Source organism: Helicobacter pylori, assembly GCF_003638305.1.
Taxonomy (GTDB): domain Bacteria; phylum Campylobacterota; class Campylobacteria; order Campylobacterales; family Helicobacteraceae; genus Helicobacter; species Helicobacter pylori_DJ.
On the sequence record NZ_MVYP01000005.1, the window covers coordinates 24192 to 40742 of the forward strand.

General features: G+C 39.2%; 18 protein-coding genes and 7 tRNA genes. 23 read left to right on the top strand and 2 right to left on the bottom strand.

Going from position 1 to position 16551, the window contains the following annotated elements; genetic code table 11:
- The first annotated feature begins 1 nt into the window (after position 1).
- From EAL04_RS03190 to EAL04_RS03225, 8 genes are all read left to right on the top strand, one after another.
- Positions 2-2263: an LPS-assembly protein LptD gene (locus tag EAL04_RS03190; RefSeq protein ID WP_120973242.1), complete on the top strand. Its 2262-nt coding sequence runs from the start codon at positions 2-4 to the stop codon at positions 2261-2263.
- A gap of 13 nt (positions 2264-2276) precedes the next feature.
- Positions 2277-2981, top strand: coding sequence for a phosphoribosyltransferase (locus EAL04_RS03195; protein WP_162982474.1), 705 nt, complete (start codon positions 2277-2279; stop codon positions 2979-2981).
- Positions 2982-2983: 2 nt separating this feature from the next.
- On the top strand, positions 2984-5050 hold the full coding sequence (locus EAL04_RS03200; RefSeq protein ID WP_120973243.1) for a polyribonucleotide nucleotidyltransferase: 2067 nt from the start codon (positions 2984-2986) through the stop codon (positions 5048-5050).
- A 132-nt stretch (positions 5051-5182) separates the two neighbouring features.
- Positions 5183-5500: a F0F1 ATP synthase subunit C gene (locus EAL04_RS03205; RefSeq protein ID WP_000669961.1), complete on the top strand. Its 318-nt coding sequence runs from the start codon at positions 5183-5185 to the stop codon at positions 5498-5500.
- Between the two features lie 70 nt (positions 5501-5570).
- Positions 5571-5657 (top strand) — tRNA-Leu (locus EAL04_RS03210).
- A 52-nt stretch (positions 5658-5709) separates the two neighbouring features.
- A tRNA-Leu gene (locus EAL04_RS03215) sits at positions 5710-5796 on the top strand.
- Positions 5797-6111: 315 nt separating this feature from the next.
- Positions 6112-6627, top strand: coding sequence for a serine O-acetyltransferase (cysE, locus tag EAL04_RS03220; RefSeq protein WP_000886349.1), 516 nt, complete (start codon positions 6112-6114; stop codon positions 6625-6627).
- A gap of 326 nt (positions 6628-6953) precedes the next feature.
- Positions 6954-7238, top strand: a complete 285-nt coding sequence (locus EAL04_RS03225; protein WP_120973245.1) for an IceA2 protein — start codon at positions 6954-6956, stop codon at positions 7236-7238.
- 39 nt (positions 7239-7277) lie between these two features.
- Here EAL04_RS03225 and EAL04_RS07900 read toward each other — a convergent pair whose 3' ends face one another.
- The gene (locus EAL04_RS07900; RefSeq protein ID WP_162982475.1) at positions 7278-7418 is read right to left on the bottom strand and encodes a hypothetical protein; all 141 of its coding nucleotides are present in this window, start codon (positions 7416-7418) and stop codon (positions 7278-7280) included.
- A 146-nt stretch (positions 7419-7564) separates the two neighbouring features.
- Here EAL04_RS07900 and EAL04_RS03230 point away from each other — a divergent pair, with 146 nt between their 5' ends.
- Complete coding sequence (locus tag EAL04_RS03230) at positions 7565-8554, top strand: DNA adenine methylase (protein WP_120973247.1); 990 nt, start codon at positions 7565-7567, stop codon at positions 8552-8554.
- A gap of 199 nt (positions 8555-8753) precedes the next feature.
- On the top strand, positions 8754-9422 hold the full coding sequence (locus EAL04_RS03235) for an HAD family hydrolase (protein ID WP_120973249.1): 669 nt from the start codon (positions 8754-8756) through the stop codon (positions 9420-9422).
- Between the two features lie 8 nt (positions 9423-9430).
- Here EAL04_RS03235 and EAL04_RS03240 read toward each other — a convergent pair whose 3' ends face one another.
- Positions 9431-11167 (bottom strand): ABC transporter ATP-binding protein/permease, encoded by a 1737-nt coding sequence (locus EAL04_RS03240; RefSeq protein WP_120973251.1) that lies wholly within the window; start codon positions 11165-11167, stop codon positions 9431-9433.
- A 185-nt stretch (positions 11168-11352) separates the two neighbouring features.
- Between EAL04_RS03240 and EAL04_RS03245 the strand changes: the two genes are divergently transcribed.
- From EAL04_RS03245 to rplL, 13 genes are all read left to right on the top strand, one after another.
- Positions 11353-11428: transfer RNA gene (locus EAL04_RS03245), tRNA-Thr, on the top strand.
- A 27-nt stretch (positions 11429-11455) separates the two neighbouring features.
- Positions 11456-11540 (top strand) — tRNA-Tyr (locus EAL04_RS03250).
- A gap of 16 nt (positions 11541-11556) precedes the next feature.
- Positions 11557-11633: transfer RNA gene (locus EAL04_RS03255), tRNA-Gly, on the top strand.
- Positions 11634-11663: 30 nt separating this feature from the next.
- A tRNA-Thr gene (locus EAL04_RS03260) sits at positions 11664-11738 on the top strand.
- 127 nt (positions 11739-11865) lie between these two features.
- A complete protein-coding gene (gene tuf / locus EAL04_RS03265) occupies positions 11866-13065 on the top strand; it encodes an elongation factor Tu (protein WP_001040574.1) in 1200 nt (399 codons plus the stop codon).
- A 56-nt stretch (positions 13066-13121) separates the two neighbouring features.
- On the top strand, positions 13122-13280 hold the full coding sequence (gene rpmG / locus EAL04_RS03270) for a 50S ribosomal protein L33 (RefSeq protein ID WP_000865159.1): 159 nt from the start codon (positions 13122-13124) through the stop codon (positions 13278-13280).
- Between the two features lie 39 nt (positions 13281-13319).
- Positions 13320-13395, top strand: a tRNA-Trp gene (locus tag EAL04_RS03275).
- A gap of 143 nt (positions 13396-13538) precedes the next feature.
- The gene (gene secE / locus EAL04_RS03280; protein WP_000362125.1) at positions 13539-13718 is read left to right on the top strand and encodes a preprotein translocase subunit SecE; all 180 of its coding nucleotides are present in this window, start codon (positions 13539-13541) and stop codon (positions 13716-13718) included.
- A 29-nt stretch (positions 13719-13747) separates the two neighbouring features.
- Entirely contained in the window at positions 13748-14275 is a 528-nt protein-coding gene (nusG, locus tag EAL04_RS03285; RefSeq protein ID WP_001846772.1) for a transcription termination/antitermination protein NusG, read from the top strand.
- Between the two features lie 17 nt (positions 14276-14292).
- Positions 14293-14718 carry a 50S ribosomal protein L11 gene (gene rplK, locus EAL04_RS03290; protein ID WP_001085997.1) on the top strand — a complete coding sequence of 142 codons (426 nt, stop codon included), beginning with the start codon at positions 14293-14295 and terminating at the stop codon, positions 14716-14718.
- 44 nt (positions 14719-14762) lie between these two features.
- Positions 14763-15467: a 50S ribosomal protein L1 gene (rplA, locus tag EAL04_RS03295; protein ID WP_001085859.1), complete on the top strand. Its 705-nt coding sequence runs from the start codon at positions 14763-14765 to the stop codon at positions 15465-15467.
- A 108-nt stretch (positions 15468-15575) separates the two neighbouring features.
- Complete coding sequence (gene rplJ / locus EAL04_RS03300) at positions 15576-16070, top strand: 50S ribosomal protein L10 (protein WP_120973253.1); 495 nt, start codon at positions 15576-15578, stop codon at positions 16068-16070.
- 44 nt (positions 16071-16114) lie between these two features.
- On the top strand, positions 16115-16492 hold the full coding sequence (rplL, locus tag EAL04_RS03305) for a 50S ribosomal protein L7/L12 (RefSeq protein WP_033599383.1): 378 nt from the start codon (positions 16115-16117) through the stop codon (positions 16490-16492).
- Positions 16493-16551 lie beyond the last annotated feature (59 nt).

Sequence of the window (16551 nt, forward strand, 5' to 3'; positions counted from 1 at the left end):
CATGATTTATTGGTTGTATTTGGCGGTCTTTTTTTTGTTGAGCACATTAGACGCTAAAGAAATCGCTATGCAACGATTTGACAAACAAAACCATAAGATTTTTGAAATCCTTGCGGATAAAGTGAGCGCTAAAGACAATGTGATAACCGCCTCAGGGAATGCGATCTTATTGAATTATGATGTGTATATTCTAGCGGACAAGGTGCGTTATGACACCAAAACTAAAGAAGCGTTATTAGAAGGCAATATCAAGGTTTATAGGGGCGAGGGTTTGCTCGTTAAAACCGATTACGTGAAATTGAGCTTGAATGAAAAATATGAAATCATTTTCCCCTTTTATGTCCAAGACAGCGTGAGCGGGATTTGGGTGAGCGCGGATATTGCTAGCGGGAAGGATCAAAAATATAAGGTTAAAAACATGAGCGCTTCAGGGTGCAGCATTGATAACCCCATTTGGCATGTCAATGCGACTTCAGGCTCATTTAATATGCAAAAATCGCATTTGTCTATGTGGAATCCTAAGATCTATGTCGGTGATATTCCTATATTGTATTTGCCCTACATTTTCATGTCCACGAGCAATAAAAGAACTACCGGGTTTTTATACCCTGAGTTTGGCACTTCCAATTTAGACGGCTTTATTTATTTGCAACCCTTTTATTTAGCCCCCAAAAACTCATGGGATATGACCTTTACCCCACAAATCCGCTATAAAAGGGGTTTTGGCTTGAATTTTGAAGCACGCTACATCAACTCTAAAGACGACAGGTTTTTATTCAACGCGCGCTATTTTAGGAATTACACCCAATACGTCAAACGCTATGATTTGAGGAATCAAAATATCTACGGGTTTGAATTTTTAAGCTCTAGTAGGGACACTTTACAAAAATACTTTCATCTTAAGTCTAATATTGACAACGGGCATTACATTGACTTTTTATACATGAACGATTTGGATTATGTGCGTTTTGAAAAGGTCAATAAGCGTATCACAGATGCCACGCACATGTCTAGGGCGAATTACTATTTGCAAACTGAAAACAATTATTACGGCTTGAATATCAAGTATTTTTTAAACCTGAATAAAATCAATAACAACCGCACTTTCCAATCTGTCCCTAATTTGCAATACCATAAATATTTAAATTCTTTGTATTTTAGGAATTTATTGTATTCAGTGGATTATCAGTTTAGAAACACCGCGAGAGAGATCGGCTATGGCTATGTGCAAAACGCTTTGAATGTGCCGGTGGGTTTGCAATTTTCTTTGTTTAAAAAGTATTTGTCTTTAGGGCTTTGGAATGATCTCCAACTATCTAATGTGGCTTTAATGCAATCTAAAAATTCCTTCGTGCCTACGATCCCTAATGAATCAAGAGAATTTGGGAACTTTGTGTCTTCAAATTTTTCCATGTATGTCAATACGGATTTGGCTAGAGAATACAACAAGCTTTTCCACACGATCCAACTGGAAGCGATTTTCAACATCCCTTATTACACCTTTAAGAATGGCTTATTTTCTCAAAACATGTATGCTTTAAGCGCGCAAGCTTTAAACAGCTACACTTCGCCTTTATTGAGAGATTACGATTATCAAGGGCGTTTGTATGACTCCGTGTGGAATCCTAGCAGCATTTTACCCAGCGATGCGAGCAATAAAACGGTGAATTTAACCCTAACGCAATACCTTTATGGCTTAGGGGGGCAAGAGTTGTTGTATTTTAAAATATCGCAACTCATCAATCTTGACGATAAAGTTTCGCCCTTTAAAATGCCATTAGAGAGCAAGATCGGGTTTTCGCCCTTAACGGGATTGAACATTTTTGGGAATGTCTTTTATTCGTTTTATCAAAACCGCTTAGAAGAAATCTCTGTGAACGCCAATTACCAACGCAAATTTTTAAGCTTTAACCTCTCTTATTTTTTAAAAAACAATTTCAGCAGTGGGATTAATAGCATTGTAGAAAATCCTGCGGATTATTTAAAGGCGGGTTTTAGCAACGATTTTGGGTATTTTTCCATGAGCGCGGATGTGGGTTATGATATTAGAAACAATGTGGTTTTGAATTGGAATGTAGGGATTTATAAAAAAATCCGTTGTTTTGGGATTGGCTTTCAATTCGTCAACCAACGACGCCCTATCCTCACCGGCGATCCCAACCAACCTATAAGAGTGTTTGAAAATAACTATGTTAAGCTAGAATTAGACTTTTCACCGATCACTAAAACCAATGTAACTTACCGCTCTTTACAGCGTAAGTAAAAAAGGAATAGATTTGAATACGGACTTTAGCCATATCACCGATATTGAGGGCATGCGTTTTGTTAATGAAGAAGACGCTTTAAACAAATTGATTAATGAAATCCACACGTGCCACATTGATTTAAAAGATTCCATCATGCTCGCTTTGAGTTTTAACGCCTTGTATTTAGCTAACGCTTTAGCGCAAAAATTTGGGGCGACTTATGATATACTTTTTTTAGAGCCTATCCTAGCCCCTTTAAACTCAAAATGCGAGATCGCTTTAGTGAGTGAAAGCATGGATATAGTGATGCATGAAAGCTTGATTAATTCCTTTGACATCACTTTAGACTATGTTTATGGGGAAGCCAAGCGAGCTTATGAAGAAGACATTTTGTCCCACATCTATCAGTATCGCAAAGGCAATGCGATCAAAAGCTTGAAAGATAAAAATATTTTTATCGTAGATAGGGGGATTGAAACCGGGTTTAGAGCAGGGTTAGGCGTGCAAACTTGCTTGAAAAAAGAATGCCAAGACATTTATATTTTAACCCCCATTGTCGCGCAAAATGTCGCTCAAGGCTTAGAAAGTTTGTGCGATGGGGTGATTAGCGTGTACCGCCCTGAATGTTTTGTCTCTGTGGAACACCATTATAAAGAACTCAAGCGATTAAGCAATGAAGAAATTGAAAAATACTTGGGCGCTAACAACGCACCTAATTTAAAAAAGGAACATTAAATATGGATTTTATCACCATCAATTCCAGTAACAAAACCGAAGAATTCGCTCTCAAACAAGTGGCCAAACAAGCCACCAGCTCTCTTTTATACCGATTAGGAAAAACCATCATTTTAGCGAGCGTGTGCGTAGAAAGAGAGCCTGTGAGTGAAGATTTTTTGCCTTTAGTGGTGCAGTTTTTAGAAAAATCGTATGCAGCCGGAAAGATTCCTGGCGGTTTTGTTAAAAGAGAAGGCAGAGCGCAAGATTTTGAAATCTTAACCTCTAGGCTTATAGATAGGACCTTACGCCCTTTATTCCCTAAAGATTACCGCTACCCTACGCAAATCACTTTAATGGTTTTAAGCCATGATATTGAAAACGATTTGCAAGTTTCTGCTTTAAACGCCGCTTCAGCCGCTCTCTTTTTGGCCCATATCGCTCCTATTAAAAGCGTGAGCGCTTGCAGGATCGCTAGGGTGGATAACGAATTTATTATTAACCCTAGCGCAAGCCTTTTGAATCAATCCAGTTTGGATCTGTTTGTGTCCGGCACAAAAGAGAGTTTGAACATGATAGAAATGCGCTCTTTGGGGCAAAAATTAAACGCTTTAGAAGAGCCTTTAATGTTAAAAGCTTTAGAGTTGGCTCAAAAAAGTTTGAAAGAAACTTGCACGCTTTATGAAGAGGTTTTCACGCCCCACCAAAACGAGCTGCTTTTTAAAGAAAGCCAAGGAATAATATTCAATGAAAGGCTGTTAGATTTATTAACAAATCAGTATTTTGATGAAATCATTAAAGGCATTGAAAGTTCTGCTTTGAGCGAGCGAGAAAATGTTTTCCATGAAATTGCTAAAAAAATCAGCGAAGCCCACTCAGAATTCAGTTTAGAAGAAATTGAATTGTCTTTAGAAAAAGTGAAAAAAACTGAGATAAGGCGCATGATTATTCAAGATAAAATCCGCCCAGATAAGCGCGCGTTAGAAGAAGTGCGACCCATTTTGATAGAGAGCGATTTGCTCCCTATGGCACACAGCTCCATTTTATTCACTAGGGGGCAAACTCAAAGCTTAGTGGTAGGGGTTTTAGGCACGGATAATGACGCTCAAACCCATGAGAATTTGGAGCATAAAGCCCCTATCAAAGAGCGCTTCATGTTCCATTATAATTTCCCTCCTTTTTGCGTGGGCGAAGCGAGTTCTATTGGCGCGACTTCAAGGCGCGAATTAGGGCATGGGAATTTGGCTAAAAGAGCCTTAGAAACGAGCATTAAAAATAAAGAGCAGGTGATACGATTGGTTTCTGAGATTTTAGAAAGCAATGGTTCAAGCTCAATGGCGAGCGTGTGCGCAGGGTCTTTAGCCCTTTATGCAAGCGGTGTGGAAATTTATGATTTAGTCGCTGGGGTAGCTATGGGCATGGTGAGCGAAGGGCAAGATCACGCTATTTTAAGCGATATTAGCGGCTTAGAAGACGCCGAAGGCGATATGGATTTTAAGATTGCCGGGAATTTAGAAGGCATTACGGCTATGCAAATGGATACCAAAATGAGCGGTATTAGATTAGAAGTTTTATACCAAGCCTTACTCCAAGCCAAAGAAGCGCGGAAACATATTTTAAAAATCATGCATGAAGCGAAAGAAAAGATTGTGATCAATTTTTCTAACTTGCCCACAACGGAGATTTTTAATGTCGCGCCCGATAAAATTGTAGAAATTATCGGTCAAGGGGGGCGCGTGATTAAAGAGATAGTAGAAAGGTTTGAGGTTAAGATTGATTTGAATAAACCGAGCGGTGAAGTGAAAATCATGGGGAATAAAGAGCGCGTTTTGAAAACTAAAGAATTTATTTTAAACTATTTGCATTCTTTAGATCAAGAATTGGAGCAATACGCTATTGATGAGATATTAGAAGCTCAAGTGAAACGAATCGTGGATTTTGGGGCGTTTTTAAGCTTGCCTAAGGGGGGCGAAGGCTTGTTAAGAAAACAAAACATGGACAGGTGTCAAGTGGTTTTAAAAGAAGGCGATAGTATCAGGTGTAGGGTGATTAGTTTTAATAAGGGTAAAATCGCTTTGGATTTGGCTTAAAATTTTTAAAAAGCATTTTTAAAAGAGATTTTAAGCAAATTTAGATTAAAATAAATCCTTGCTTGTATTTTTGAAAGTAGAGGAACGATTCGAAATGAAAATCAAGCCTAATTTTTGAAACGGAGTGCGAAAATGAAATTTTTAGCGTTATTTTTTCTGGCTTTAGCGGGCGTTGCTTTCGCTCATGATGGTGGAATGGGTGGGATGGATATGATTAAATCTTATTCTATCTTAGGGGCGATGATTGGTTTAGGGATTGCCGCTTTTGGTGGGGCGATCGGTATGGGGAATGCGGCCGCAGCAACCATTACAGGCACAGCGAGAAACCCAGGAGTGGGCGGTAAATTGCTCACAACCATGTTCGTAGCCATGGCGATGATTGAAGCGCAAGTGATTTATACTCTAGTGTTTGCTATTATCGCTATTTATAGTAACCCATTCTTAAGTTAAGGGTTTTTTGATAAGCTAAATTATTGCTTAAAAAGCATGATTTAGCTATAATATCTGTTTTAAATTTTTAGCACTGGTGGTGGAATTGGTAGACACGCCATCTTGAGGGGGTGGTGGGAGCAATCTCGTGCGAGTTCGAGTCTCGCCCAGTGCACCATTAAGTTTCTTTAAGGAATAAGTGGGTATAATCTCACTCTTTGCTCTATAACGCCGAAGTGGTGGAATTGGTAGACACGCTAGACTCAAAATCTGGTGGGAGCAATCCCGTGTCGGTTCGAGTCCGACCTTCGGCACCACTACTAGTAATTTTTTTCAATCTGCTTTTTATCTTTTTCGTTTAAAATTTTTTCGTTTAAAATAGTTTTATCCCAAATAAATGCCAAATTAATGTGGATTAGCGGGTTTTTTTAAGCCTTTTTTAAAGGGTTGTTTAAGAGAATTTAAAAGAATTAAAAGAGAGAGCGTTTTATTCTATTGATTTTACTCCATTAAAAGGAGTGTGAGTTTAGGTATAATGACAAGAAAAATTTGCATCAAGTTTTATTGGAATGGATAAGAAAAATCTGCTCAAGTCATGTTGATCCAAATATATTTTAACCGGAGACTCTGTCATGCTAGATCTGTCTTATAGCTTGGAGCGTGTCTTGCAAGAAGACCCGGCAGCTAGGAATAAGTGGGAGGTGCTCTTGCTTTATCCGGGCATTCATGCGCTACTTTGTTACCGCCTAGCGCATGCGTTGCACAAGCGGAGGTTTTACTTCATTGCGCGCGCGCTTTCTCAGTTAGCGCGTTTTATCACTGGGATAGAAATCCATCCGGGCGCTAAGATCGGGAGAGGGCTTTTTATTGATCATGGCATGGGTGTGGTGATTGGCGAGACCACAGAGATTGGAGATGATGTTACCATTTATCATGGTGTAACTCTAGGGGGTACGGGCAAGTTCAAGGGCAAGCGCCACCCTACCTTAGGCAACCGAGTGGTAGTGGGGGCAGGGGCTAAGGTCTTGGGCGCGATTTGCGTGGGCGATGATGTGAGGATTGGGGCTAATGCGGTGGTGCTTTCAGATTTACCCACGGGTTCTACGGCTGTAGGTGCTAAAGCTAAAACCATCACAAAAGATCGTTAATTCTAGACAAGCGGTTGAGCTAATTTGCACGATGCGGGTTATTTTGAGGTAAATTGATTAATGAGACTGATTTTATGAGAGTTAAGCGGGTTTATTGTTAAGCTATTCTTTAGGGATTTTGTGATAAAATACTCAAATACTCAAATACTCAAATACTCAAATACTCAAATACTCAAATACTCAAATACTCAAATACTCAAATACTCAAATACTCAAATACTCAAATACTCAAATACTCAAATAAGGTTTATTTGTTAGTTAGACTATAGACTAGACTGATAGTTTGACGTTGGGTATATCACAATTTATATTTTAGGAGATTTATAATGGCGATTGTAATTAAAGTCGTTAATGGCAAAATACAGGAATATGAGAATGGTATCTATAAGAGAACTTATGGTAGTAATATCGTAGCTGCAGATACTGATAGGCATATTGTTGCTGCTGTTACTGCAAATGGTAAGGTAGAAGAATTTGAGAATGGTATCTATAAGAGAACTTATGGTAGTAACGCTATTAATGTGCAAGTTTCAGGTGGTGTAGTGGCTGTAACCACATCAAAGGGTAAAGTGGAAGAATATAAGAATGGTATTTATAAAAGGACCTACTAGAAAATAGGGTAATAGCGACAAAAGCTTTGGTGCATTCAGCTAGTGGGGGATGTCGCTGTTTTTCTGGCGGTATTTTAATGAGCAGTTGCGATAGAAAAAGTCTTTATTGGCAATAGAGGGGTTGTCTCGTTGTTTTAATGAAGCGATTGGTAGAGCGTGCGGTATTAAAAAAACGATCATTGTTTCACATAGGATTGATTAGTTGGTTTTAAGATTATTTTAATCGTGGGGGTTAGGACTTATTCATAATCAAGTTATGTTACAATACATAAAATTTAACTTTAATAATAGCCATACCATTTAAAGAAGCATACAAACACAGATTAATGAACTACATCGGCTCTAAATACAAGCTCATTCCTTTTATTAAGGAAAATATCCATGCGGTTGTGGGTAATGATCTCTCTGGCGCGATTTTTTGTGATCTGTTCGCTGGGACGGGCATTGTGGGGCGCGCGTTTAAAAAGGCTGTCCATAAAATCATCGCTAATGACTTGGAATATTATAGCTTTGTTTTGAATCAAAATTATATTGGCAACATTCAAGAAATCCCTAATCAAGAAGAGCTTATTAATGGGCTCAATAGCGTTGCTTTAAAAAAGGGCTTTATCCATTCGCATTATTCTTTAGGGGGGAGTTCAAGGCAGTATTTTAGCGAAACAAACGCTCAAAAAATTGATGCGGTGCGTCTAAAAATTGAAGAGCTTAAGCTTTCTCAAAACATTGATAATTGCGCGTATTATTTTTTGCTCGCATCGTTATTGGAGAGCGCAGACAAGGTGGCTAACACCGCTTCAGTTTATGGGGCTTTTTTAAAACGCCTTAAAAAAAGTGCTCAAAAAGAACTCATCTTAAAAGGCGCTCATTTTGATGTGAGTTTAAACGCTAATGAAGTGTATCAGCAGGATTCTAATGATTTGATTGGAAAGATTTCAGGGGATATTTTGTATTTAGACCCCCCTTATAATGCGAGGCAATACGGGGCGAATTACCATTTATTGAACACGATTGCTGCTTATATGCCCTTTACTCCAAAAGGCAAAACCGGCTTGCCCAGTTACCAGAAATCCTCTTTTTGCTCTCGCGCTAAAATCTTAAACGCTTTTGAAAACTTGATCAAAAAAGCGCGATTCAAATATATCTTTTTAAGTTATAACAATGAAGGGCTTATGAGTGAGACAGAGATTAAAAATATCTTAAAAAAATACGGCGCTTACTCCCTAATTACCAAAACTTACATGCGTTTTAAAGCGGATAACAAACGCGCCCACAAAGCCGCGCACACCAAAGAGTGTTTGCATATTCTTATCAAATAAGAGTCAAAACAACCCAACCTTTAAAAACGAGCTTTAAGTTAAAAGTCTAAAGAGCGTTAGAGTTTTAAATGAGGCTTTAGTGGGCGGTATTTGATTAAAACCAATCCAAGATACTCCAATAATGATAAAAATAATCGCTTAAATACCGCTTAAATAAGGTAAAATGAAACCAAAATAAGCCTATAAAAAAGGGGAAATCATGGCGTTTGAAGTGGTTCTATGGGATTTTGATGGCGTGATTTTTGACAGCATGCATTTAAAAAATGAAGGGTTTAAGGCGTTGTTTCAAAAGCATGGCAACGATAGTAAAGAGGGTTTGAAACAATTTGAAGTTTATCACTATCAAAGTGGGGGGATTTCAAGGAATGAAAAAATCCAATATTTTTATAACGAGATTTTAAAAACTTCTATCGCTCAAGAAAAAGTGGATAAATTAGCCTTAGAATTTGGCGCTATCATAGAGCAGAAGCTTTTTGATAAGGGGCATTTGAATAGCGAAGTGATGGCGTTTATTGATGAGCATTATCAAAATTATATTTTCCATATCGCTTCAGCGGCCTTGCATAGCGAATTGCAAGTGTTGTGCGAGTTTTTAGGGATTACTAAGTATTTTAAGAGCGTTGAAGGGAGTCCTCCCAATAAACCTAAAATCATCGCTAATATCATTCAAAAATATGCCTATAACCCAAGCCGCATGCTAATGATAGGCGATAGCGTCAATGACTATGAAAGCGCTAAGGCTAATAAAGTGGCGTTTTTGGGTTACAACAGCAAGGTTTTGAAAAATTTAGTGGGCCAAAACGGCTATCAAGGGAAGTATTTGGAGAGCTTTAAGGGGTTTGATTTACAAAACTTCGCAAAAGAGTGAAGCCAGCTTTAGCCGAGATTGTCTTTGTGTTGGCTCATGTCAATGATGACTTCACAGCGTTCGATCGTGCTTAAGCGGTGGGCGATAACGATTAGGGTTTTATTTTTAGCGATTTGATAGATTTCATCCATGATTTTACTCTCGGTTTCATTGTCTAGGGCTGAAGTGGCTTCATCTAAAACCAAAATTTCAGGGTTATCGTATAAGGCTCTTGCGATGCCTATGCGTTGTTTTTGCCCGCCACTAAGCTTAGCACCCCCTTCGCCCACTTGGGTTTTAAGGCTCTCATGCTCGCATAAAAAATCATAAATATGAGCCATTTTGCACACCTTAATCAAGCGTTTTTCATCTATAGCGCTCCCAAAAGCGATATTATCCCCCACAGTGCCATCAAAAAGGTAAATATTTTGGGGGATATAGCCTATTTTTTTACGCCATGAGCGCCTGTTTTCGTTGGTTAAAAGGGTGTTATCAATAAAAATTTCCCCACTTTTAGGGTAGGTAAGCCCCATAATAATATCCGCCAGCGTGGATTTTCCGCACCCGCTATGGCCTATGAGAGCGACTTTTTGACCTTTTTGAATGGTGAGGTTAAAATTCTTTAAAACCGGGTGTTTTGACTTATAAGCGAACGAAATGTTTTGGAGAGTGATTTTTTTATTAAAGTCTAAAGGGACTAAATCCTCTTCAACGATGGTTTTAGTAAGGCTTTTAAACACAATGTTGGTCGCAAGCTGGTTGTAAGCGATTTCATTATATTGATTCAAAACGCCAGTAACAGAAGGGAGCGTGCGATAAAGCGCTAGAGCATACATAGAAATGGTAGGGAGCACCATTTTAGCTTCGCCGTATTTGAATAAAATGTAAGCGACCGCTAAAATCAACAAGCTAAAGCCCACCGTTTCTAATGAATACCTGGGGACCACTTGCAAAGTAGAATAAATAATCTCGGTGTCATGGGCTTTACGGCTATTTTCTCCAAAAAGCTTGTGGGCTTCTTCGTGGTTGTCTTTGAGTTTAGTGATTTTGAAATTGCTGAAAAATTTTGAAAAAACCTTAAGCGTTTGCGCCCTAGATTTTGCCGCTATCTCGCCCTTTTTTTGAATAAGAACGGTGATTTTTTTAGTGATAATAAAAATTTGTATAGAGATGATTAGAGTGAATACAAGCGTTATCTTCCAGTTAGTGATTAGTAGCGTGGAATAGAAAAAAACGATCACGGTTAATTCAGTGAGCAGATTCAAAAAAGCGTTAAAGCTCATAAACATGCCATCCGCTTTATTATTGATAATGTCTCTTAAAGAATCCAAGTTGTGGTTAAGGTGGGAGAGGTAGTTGCTTTTAATGTGCTGTAAAAAAAGTTGTTGCTTGATTTGATAAGCTTTTTTATTGGAAAAACGCCCTTTCAAATAAGTGAAAGACACCCCATAAAACATCCTGAACAAATAAATCCCCACCAAGCAAAAACTAAAGAAATACATCAGGCGAACGGGAGATGAAAAATGGAAAAAATCATAGACCATTTTCCAATCTTTATCGTCTAAAGCTCTGCTAGGATCGGAAGCGAGAGTGATAAAAGGCATTAGGAGAGTTAGAGACATCACTTCCACAAAAGAAGAAAAAACCGCCATCAGCACAAGCAGGAAAAAAACCATTTTTTCCTTGAAAGTGATGAGCATGTAGATTTGCTTTAAAGAGCGTAAAAAGTATTTTAAAGTAGAAATTTTATGTTTTTTTTTCGCCATAATTTAAGTGTCCATAGATTCTTTTATATATAATAAACTTGAGCTGTGTTAAGCCAAATTGAGCTAGATTATAGCTAAATTTTAACCATGCTCTGTGCCATACGAATAATTTAGCTTTCTGTCATCCTTTCTTGACAAGTCAAGTATAAAACTGCTATAATCCCAAGTCTTTGATTATTTTAGTTGCTGGCTTAGCTCAGTTGGTAGAGCAGCTGCCTTGTAAGCAGCAGGTCGGGGGTTCAAGTCCCTTAGCCAGCTCCAGTTAAAATGTTATTTTGTAAAGTTTTTGGTGAGATACTCAAGTGGCCAACGAGGGCAGACTGTAAATCTGCTGACTATGTCTTCCGTGGTTCGAATCCACGTCTCACCACCATTTTGTTTTATAGAATGCGGGAATAGCTCAGTTGGCTAGAGCATCAGCCTTCCAAGCTGAGGGTCGCGGGTTCGAGTCCCGTTTCCCGCTCCATTTTTAGGATAACATTTTAGTTTTTGAGACGCCTATATAGCTCAGAGGCAGAGCACTTCCTTGGTAAGGAAGAGGTCGGCGGTTCAATTCCGCTTATAGGCTCCAGTTTATAATCTCTTGAATGGCGATAAGACAAAAATGTCTTAAATTTTGTGGTAGCATTTAGGAATACTTAGGATTTTGTTTAGTATAATTCTAAAATCCATTTCAATAAAATTAAGGAGAAATACAAATGGCAAAAGAAAAGTTTAATAGAACTAAGCCGCATGTTAATATTGGAACCATTGGGCATGTAGACCATGGTAAAACGACTTTGAGTGCAGCGATTTCAGCGGTGCTTTCTTTGAAAGGTCTTGCAGAAATGAAAGACTATGATAATATTGATAACGCCCCTGAAGAAAAAGAAAGAGGGATCACTATCGCTACTTCTCACATTGAATATGAAACTGAAAACAGACACTATGCGCATGTGGATTGCCCAGGACATGCTGACTATGTAAAAAACATGATCACCGGTGCGGCACAAATGGACGGAGCGATTTTGGTTGTTTCTGCAGCTGATGGCCCTATGCCTCAAACCAGAGAGCATATCTTATTGTCTCGTCAAGTAGGCGTGCCTCACATTGTTGTTTTCTTAAATAAACAAGACATGGTAGATGACCAAGAATTGTTGGAACTTGTAGAAATGGAAGTACGCGAGTTGTTGAGTGCGTATGAATTCCCTGGCGATGACACTCCTATCATAGCGGGTTCAGCTTTGAGAGCTTTAGAAGAAGCAAAGGCTGGTAATGTGGGTGAATGGGGTGAAAAAGTGCTTAAACTTATGGCTGAAGTGGATGCCTATATCCCTACTCCAGAAAGAGACACTGAAAAAACTTTCTTGATGCCGGTTGAAGATGTGTTCTCTATTGCGGGTAGAGGGACTGTGGTTACAGGTAGGATTGAAAGAGGCGTGGTGAAAGTAGGCGATGAAGTGGAAATCGTTGGTATCAGACCTACACAAAAAACGACTGTAACCGGTGTAGAAATGTTTAGGAAAGAGTTGGAAAAAGGTGAAGCCGGCGATAATGTGGGCGTGCTTTTAAGAGGAACTAAAAAAGAAGAAGTAGAACGCGGTATGGTTCTATGCAAACCAGGTTCTATCACTCCGCACAAGAAATTTGAGGGAGAAATTTATGTCCTTTCTAAAGAAGAAGGCGGAAGACACACTCCATTCTTCACCAACTACCGCCCGCAATTCTATGTGCGCACGACTGATGTGACTGGCTCTATCACCCTTCCTGAAGGCGTAGAAATGGTTATGCCTGGCGATAATGTGAAAATCACTGTAGAATTGATTAGCCCTGTTGCGTTAGAGTTGGGAACTAAATTTGCGATTCGTGAAGGCGGTAGGACCGTTGGTGCTGGTGTTGTGAGTAATATTATTGAATAATCTTACTCATATGGAAGTAAAAAAGTTACCATAAAGGTCGCTAATAAAGGGTTATCATGAAAGTTAAAATAGGGTTGAAGTGTTCTGATTGTGAAGACATCAATTACAGCACAACCAAGAACGCTAAAACTAACACTGAAAAACTGGAGCTTAAGAAGTTCTGCCCAAGGGAAAACAAGCACACTCTTCATAAAGAAATCAAATTGAAGAGCTAGCTCTTTCTTTTGTGTTGCAATTTAAAAGGAGGGGAGGTTAGGTCAGTAGCTCCAATGGTAGAGCGTCGGTCTCCAAAACCGGTTGTTGGGGGTTCGAGTCCCTCCTGGCCTGCCATCTACTAATTTATTCTATCAAATTTTTGTTTCAATTGGATTGTTTTTTGAATTTTTTAATTTTAGTTTAAGCTATTTTGGATAAAATTGAAAATTCTTTTAATGTATAAATGTATTAAGTTTAAGTGAGGGCGAAAAGAAACTATGGATAAATGGCTCATGCAATATAAATTAGCTAGAGAAGAGCTTTCTAAGGTGATATTTCCTATTAAAGAGCAGATACGCAACGCGCTTGTTTCTGTTTTGGTGGTGGTGAGTGCTATCACGCTGTTTTTAGCTTTGTTGGATTTTTCTCTGGGGGCTTTTGTCTCTAGTGTTCTATAGGTTGGTGGCTTTAGAGAAGGAGAATAATGATGGATTGGTATGCCATACAAACTTATTCAGGGAGCGAGCAGTCCGTTAAGAAAGCGATTGAGAATCTAGCGAACGATCATAATATAAGAGATAGGATACAAGAGATCATTGTGCCTACTGAAGATATTATAGAGGTTTCTAAAAAAAGCAAGACGAAAGTAACGGAACGAAGCCTTTATCCTGGGTATGTTTTTATTAAGGTGGATTTGGATACGGTTTTGTGGCATAAGATACAATCTTTGCCAAGAGTGAGCCGTTTTATTGGAGAAAATAAAAAGCCAACCCCATTGAGTGAAGCGGATATTGGGCATATTTTAGAAAAAATGAATAACCGAGCAGCCCCCAAGCCCAAAATCTTTTTTGAGCAAGGCGAAGTGGTACGCGTGGTGGAAGGCCCTTTTGCGAACTTTACCGCTACGGTGGAAGAGTATGATGTGGAACACCGCAAGCTCAAGCTCAATGTTTCTATTTTTGGCAGGAACACTCCAATAGAGATTTTGCATTCGCAAGTGGAAAAAATTATATAACTTTTTAAGGAGAAAACATGGCTAAAAAAGTAGTCGGAGAAATCAAACTTCAAATCCCTGCCGGTAAGGCAAACCCTTCACCTCCCGTAGGGCCAGCATTGGGTCAAAGAGGGGTTAATATCATGGAATTTTGTAAGGCTTTTAACGAGAGAACTAAAGACATGGGGAGTTTTAATATCCCAGTCATTATCACGGTTTATCAAGATAAGAGTTTCACCTTTATCACTAAAAAGCCTCCGGTAACAGATTTGATCAAAAAAGCTTCTGGGGTTGAAAAAGGTTCTGACAACCCGCTTAAGAATAAGATTGCAAAGCTCACCCACAAGCAAGTGGAAGAGATCGCGCAATTGAAAATGGAAGATTTAAACACAAGCACCATGGAAGCGGCCAAAAAAATCGTTATGGGCAGCGCTAGGAGCATGGGCGTAGAAGTTGTGGATTGATTGGGTTTTGTTGGAATTGAAAGAAATTTTTAAGGATTAGAATCGTGGCAAAAAAAGTATTTAAAAGATTGGAAAAACTTTTTTCTAAAATTCAAAACGATAAAGTGTATGGCGTAGAACATGGCGTAGAGGTGGTTAAATCTCTCGCTTCAGCGAAATTTGATGAAACCGTGGAAGTGGCGTTGAGACTAGGGGTTGATCCAAGGCATGCGGATCAAATGGTGCGCGGTGCGGTGGTGCTTCCTCATGGGACGGGTAAAAAAGTAAGAGTGGCCGTTTTTGCAAAAGACATTAAGCAAGATGAAGCCAAGAACGCTGGGGCTGATGTCGTTGGCGGAGACGATTTGGCTGAAGAAATCAAAAACGGTCGTATTGATTTTGACATGGTGATCGCAACGCCTGATATGATGGCGGTTGTCGGTAAAGTGGGTAGGATTTTAGGCCCTAAGGGTTTGATGCCAAACCCTAAAACCGGAACCGTTACGATGGATATTGCTAAAGCGGTTACTAACGCTAAAAGCGGTCAAGTGAATTTCAGGGTGGATAAAAAGGGCAATGTTCATGCCCCTATTGGCAAAGCGAGTTTTCCTGAAGAAAAAATCAAAGAAAACATGCTTGAGTTGGTTAAAACGATCAACCGCCTAAAACCCAGTAGCGCGAAAGGCAAGTATATTAGAAACGCCGCTCTCTCGCTCACCATGTCGCCTTCAGTGAGTTTGGACGCACAAGAATTGATGGATATTAAATAGCGTTAGGAGTTTTTAATCTTAGGCTGAAGATCGTAAGAGCTAAAAAGCTTAAAATTTCTTTTTTAAAAAGATAATCTTGCAGAGGTCTAGTCTAGAAAGGAGGAAAAGATGCAAAAACAATATCAAAGGCAGCATAAAGTAGGGCTAGTCGCTAACTTAAAGTCGCAATTTGTAAATGCCAAAGCCCTTTTAATTTGCGATTATAAGGGTCTTAGCGTGAAAAAGTTGGAAGCTTTAAGGAATAAGGCTCGCATTCAAGGCATTAAAGTGCAAGTGATTAAGAACACGCTCGCTCATATTGCCATGAAAGAGGCCGGCTATTCTGATTTGGATTTGAAAGAAACCAATGTGTTTTTGTGGGGCGGTGATCAAATCGCTCTCTCTAAACTCGTGTTTGATTTCCAAAAAGAGCATAAAGATCACTTTGTGTTGAAAGCGGGCTTGTTTGATAAAGAAAGCGTTAGCGTAGCTCATGTGGAAGCGGTTTCAAAACTCCCAAGCAAAGAAGAGCTTATGGGAATGTTGCTTTCTGTTTGGACGGCTCCGGCGCGTTATTTTGTGACCGGTTTAGACAATTTGCGTAAAGCGAAAGAAGAAAACTAAGAGCCTATGATGGCTTTAATTAAAAAAATTTGAAGGATTGGATTATGGCAATTTCAAAAGAAGAAGTGTTAGAGTATATTGGTTCATTGAGCGTTTTAGAGCTTGCTGAATTGGTTAAAATGTTTGAGGAAAAATTTGGCGTGAGCGCGACTCCAACGGTCATAGCGGGTGCGGCTGTAGCTGGCGGTGCAGCGGCTGAGAGCGAAGAAAAAACCGAATTTAATGTGATTTTGGCTGATAGTGGCGCTGAAAAAATCAAGGTGATTAAAGTGGTTCGTGAAATTACTGGACTTGGCTTGAAAGAAGCTAAAGACGCTACCGAAAAAACCCCTCATGTGCTTAAAGAGGGCGTGAATAAAGAAGAAGCTGAAACCATCAAGAAGAAACTTGAAGAAGTGGGTGCTAAGGTTGAAGTCAAGTAAGACTTAAAAACAGAAAGGTCTTTGCGCCTTTCTCTGATCTAGTGCGGCAGATGATTTTG

Bases quoted from the DNA above. Each gene is read 5' to 3' on its own strand.
- EAL04_RS03190 (WP_120973242.1), top strand. From the start codon at position 2: ATGATTTATTGGTTGTATTTGGCGGTCTTTTTTTTGTTGAGCACATTA.
- EAL04_RS03200 (WP_120973243.1), top strand. From the start codon at position 2,984: ATGGATTTTATCACCATCAATTCCAGTAACAAAACCGAAGAATTCGCT.
- EAL04_RS03205 (WP_000669961.1), top strand. From the start codon at position 5,183: ATGAAATTTTTAGCGTTATTTTTTCTGGCTTTAGCGGGCGTTGCTTTC.
- cysE (WP_000886349.1), top strand. From the start codon at position 6,112: ATGCTAGATCTGTCTTATAGCTTGGAGCGTGTCTTGCAAGAAGACCCG.
- EAL04_RS03225 (WP_120973245.1), top strand. From the start codon at position 6,954: ATGGCGATTGTAATTAAAGTCGTTAATGGCAAAATACAGGAATATGAG.
- EAL04_RS07900 (WP_162982475.1), bottom strand. From the start codon at position 7,418: ATGATCGTTTTTTTAATACCGCACGCTCTACCAATCGCTTCATTAAAA.
- EAL04_RS03230 (WP_120973247.1), top strand. From the start codon at position 7,565: ATGAACTACATCGGCTCTAAATACAAGCTCATTCCTTTTATTAAGGAA.
- EAL04_RS03235 (WP_120973249.1), top strand. From the start codon at position 8,754: ATGGCGTTTGAAGTGGTTCTATGGGATTTTGATGGCGTGATTTTTGAC.
- EAL04_RS03240 (WP_120973251.1), bottom strand. From the start codon at position 11,167: ATGGCGAAAAAAAAACATAAAATTTCTACTTTAAAATACTTTTTACGC.
- tuf (WP_001040574.1), top strand. From the start codon at position 11,866: ATGGCAAAAGAAAAGTTTAATAGAACTAAGCCGCATGTTAATATTGGA.
- rpmG (WP_000865159.1), top strand. From the start codon at position 13,122: ATGAAAGTTAAAATAGGGTTGAAGTGTTCTGATTGTGAAGACATCAAT.
- secE (WP_000362125.1), top strand. From the start codon at position 13,539: ATGGATAAATGGCTCATGCAATATAAATTAGCTAGAGAAGAGCTTTCT.
- nusG (WP_001846772.1), top strand. From the start codon at position 13,748: ATGGATTGGTATGCCATACAAACTTATTCAGGGAGCGAGCAGTCCGTT.
- rplK (WP_001085997.1), top strand. From the start codon at position 14,293: ATGGCTAAAAAAGTAGTCGGAGAAATCAAACTTCAAATCCCTGCCGGT.
- rplJ (WP_120973253.1), top strand. From the start codon at position 15,576: ATGCAAAAACAATATCAAAGGCAGCATAAAGTAGGGCTAGTCGCTAAC.
- rplL (WP_033599383.1), top strand. From the start codon at position 16,115: ATGGCAATTTCAAAAGAAGAAGTGTTAGAGTATATTGGTTCATTGAGC.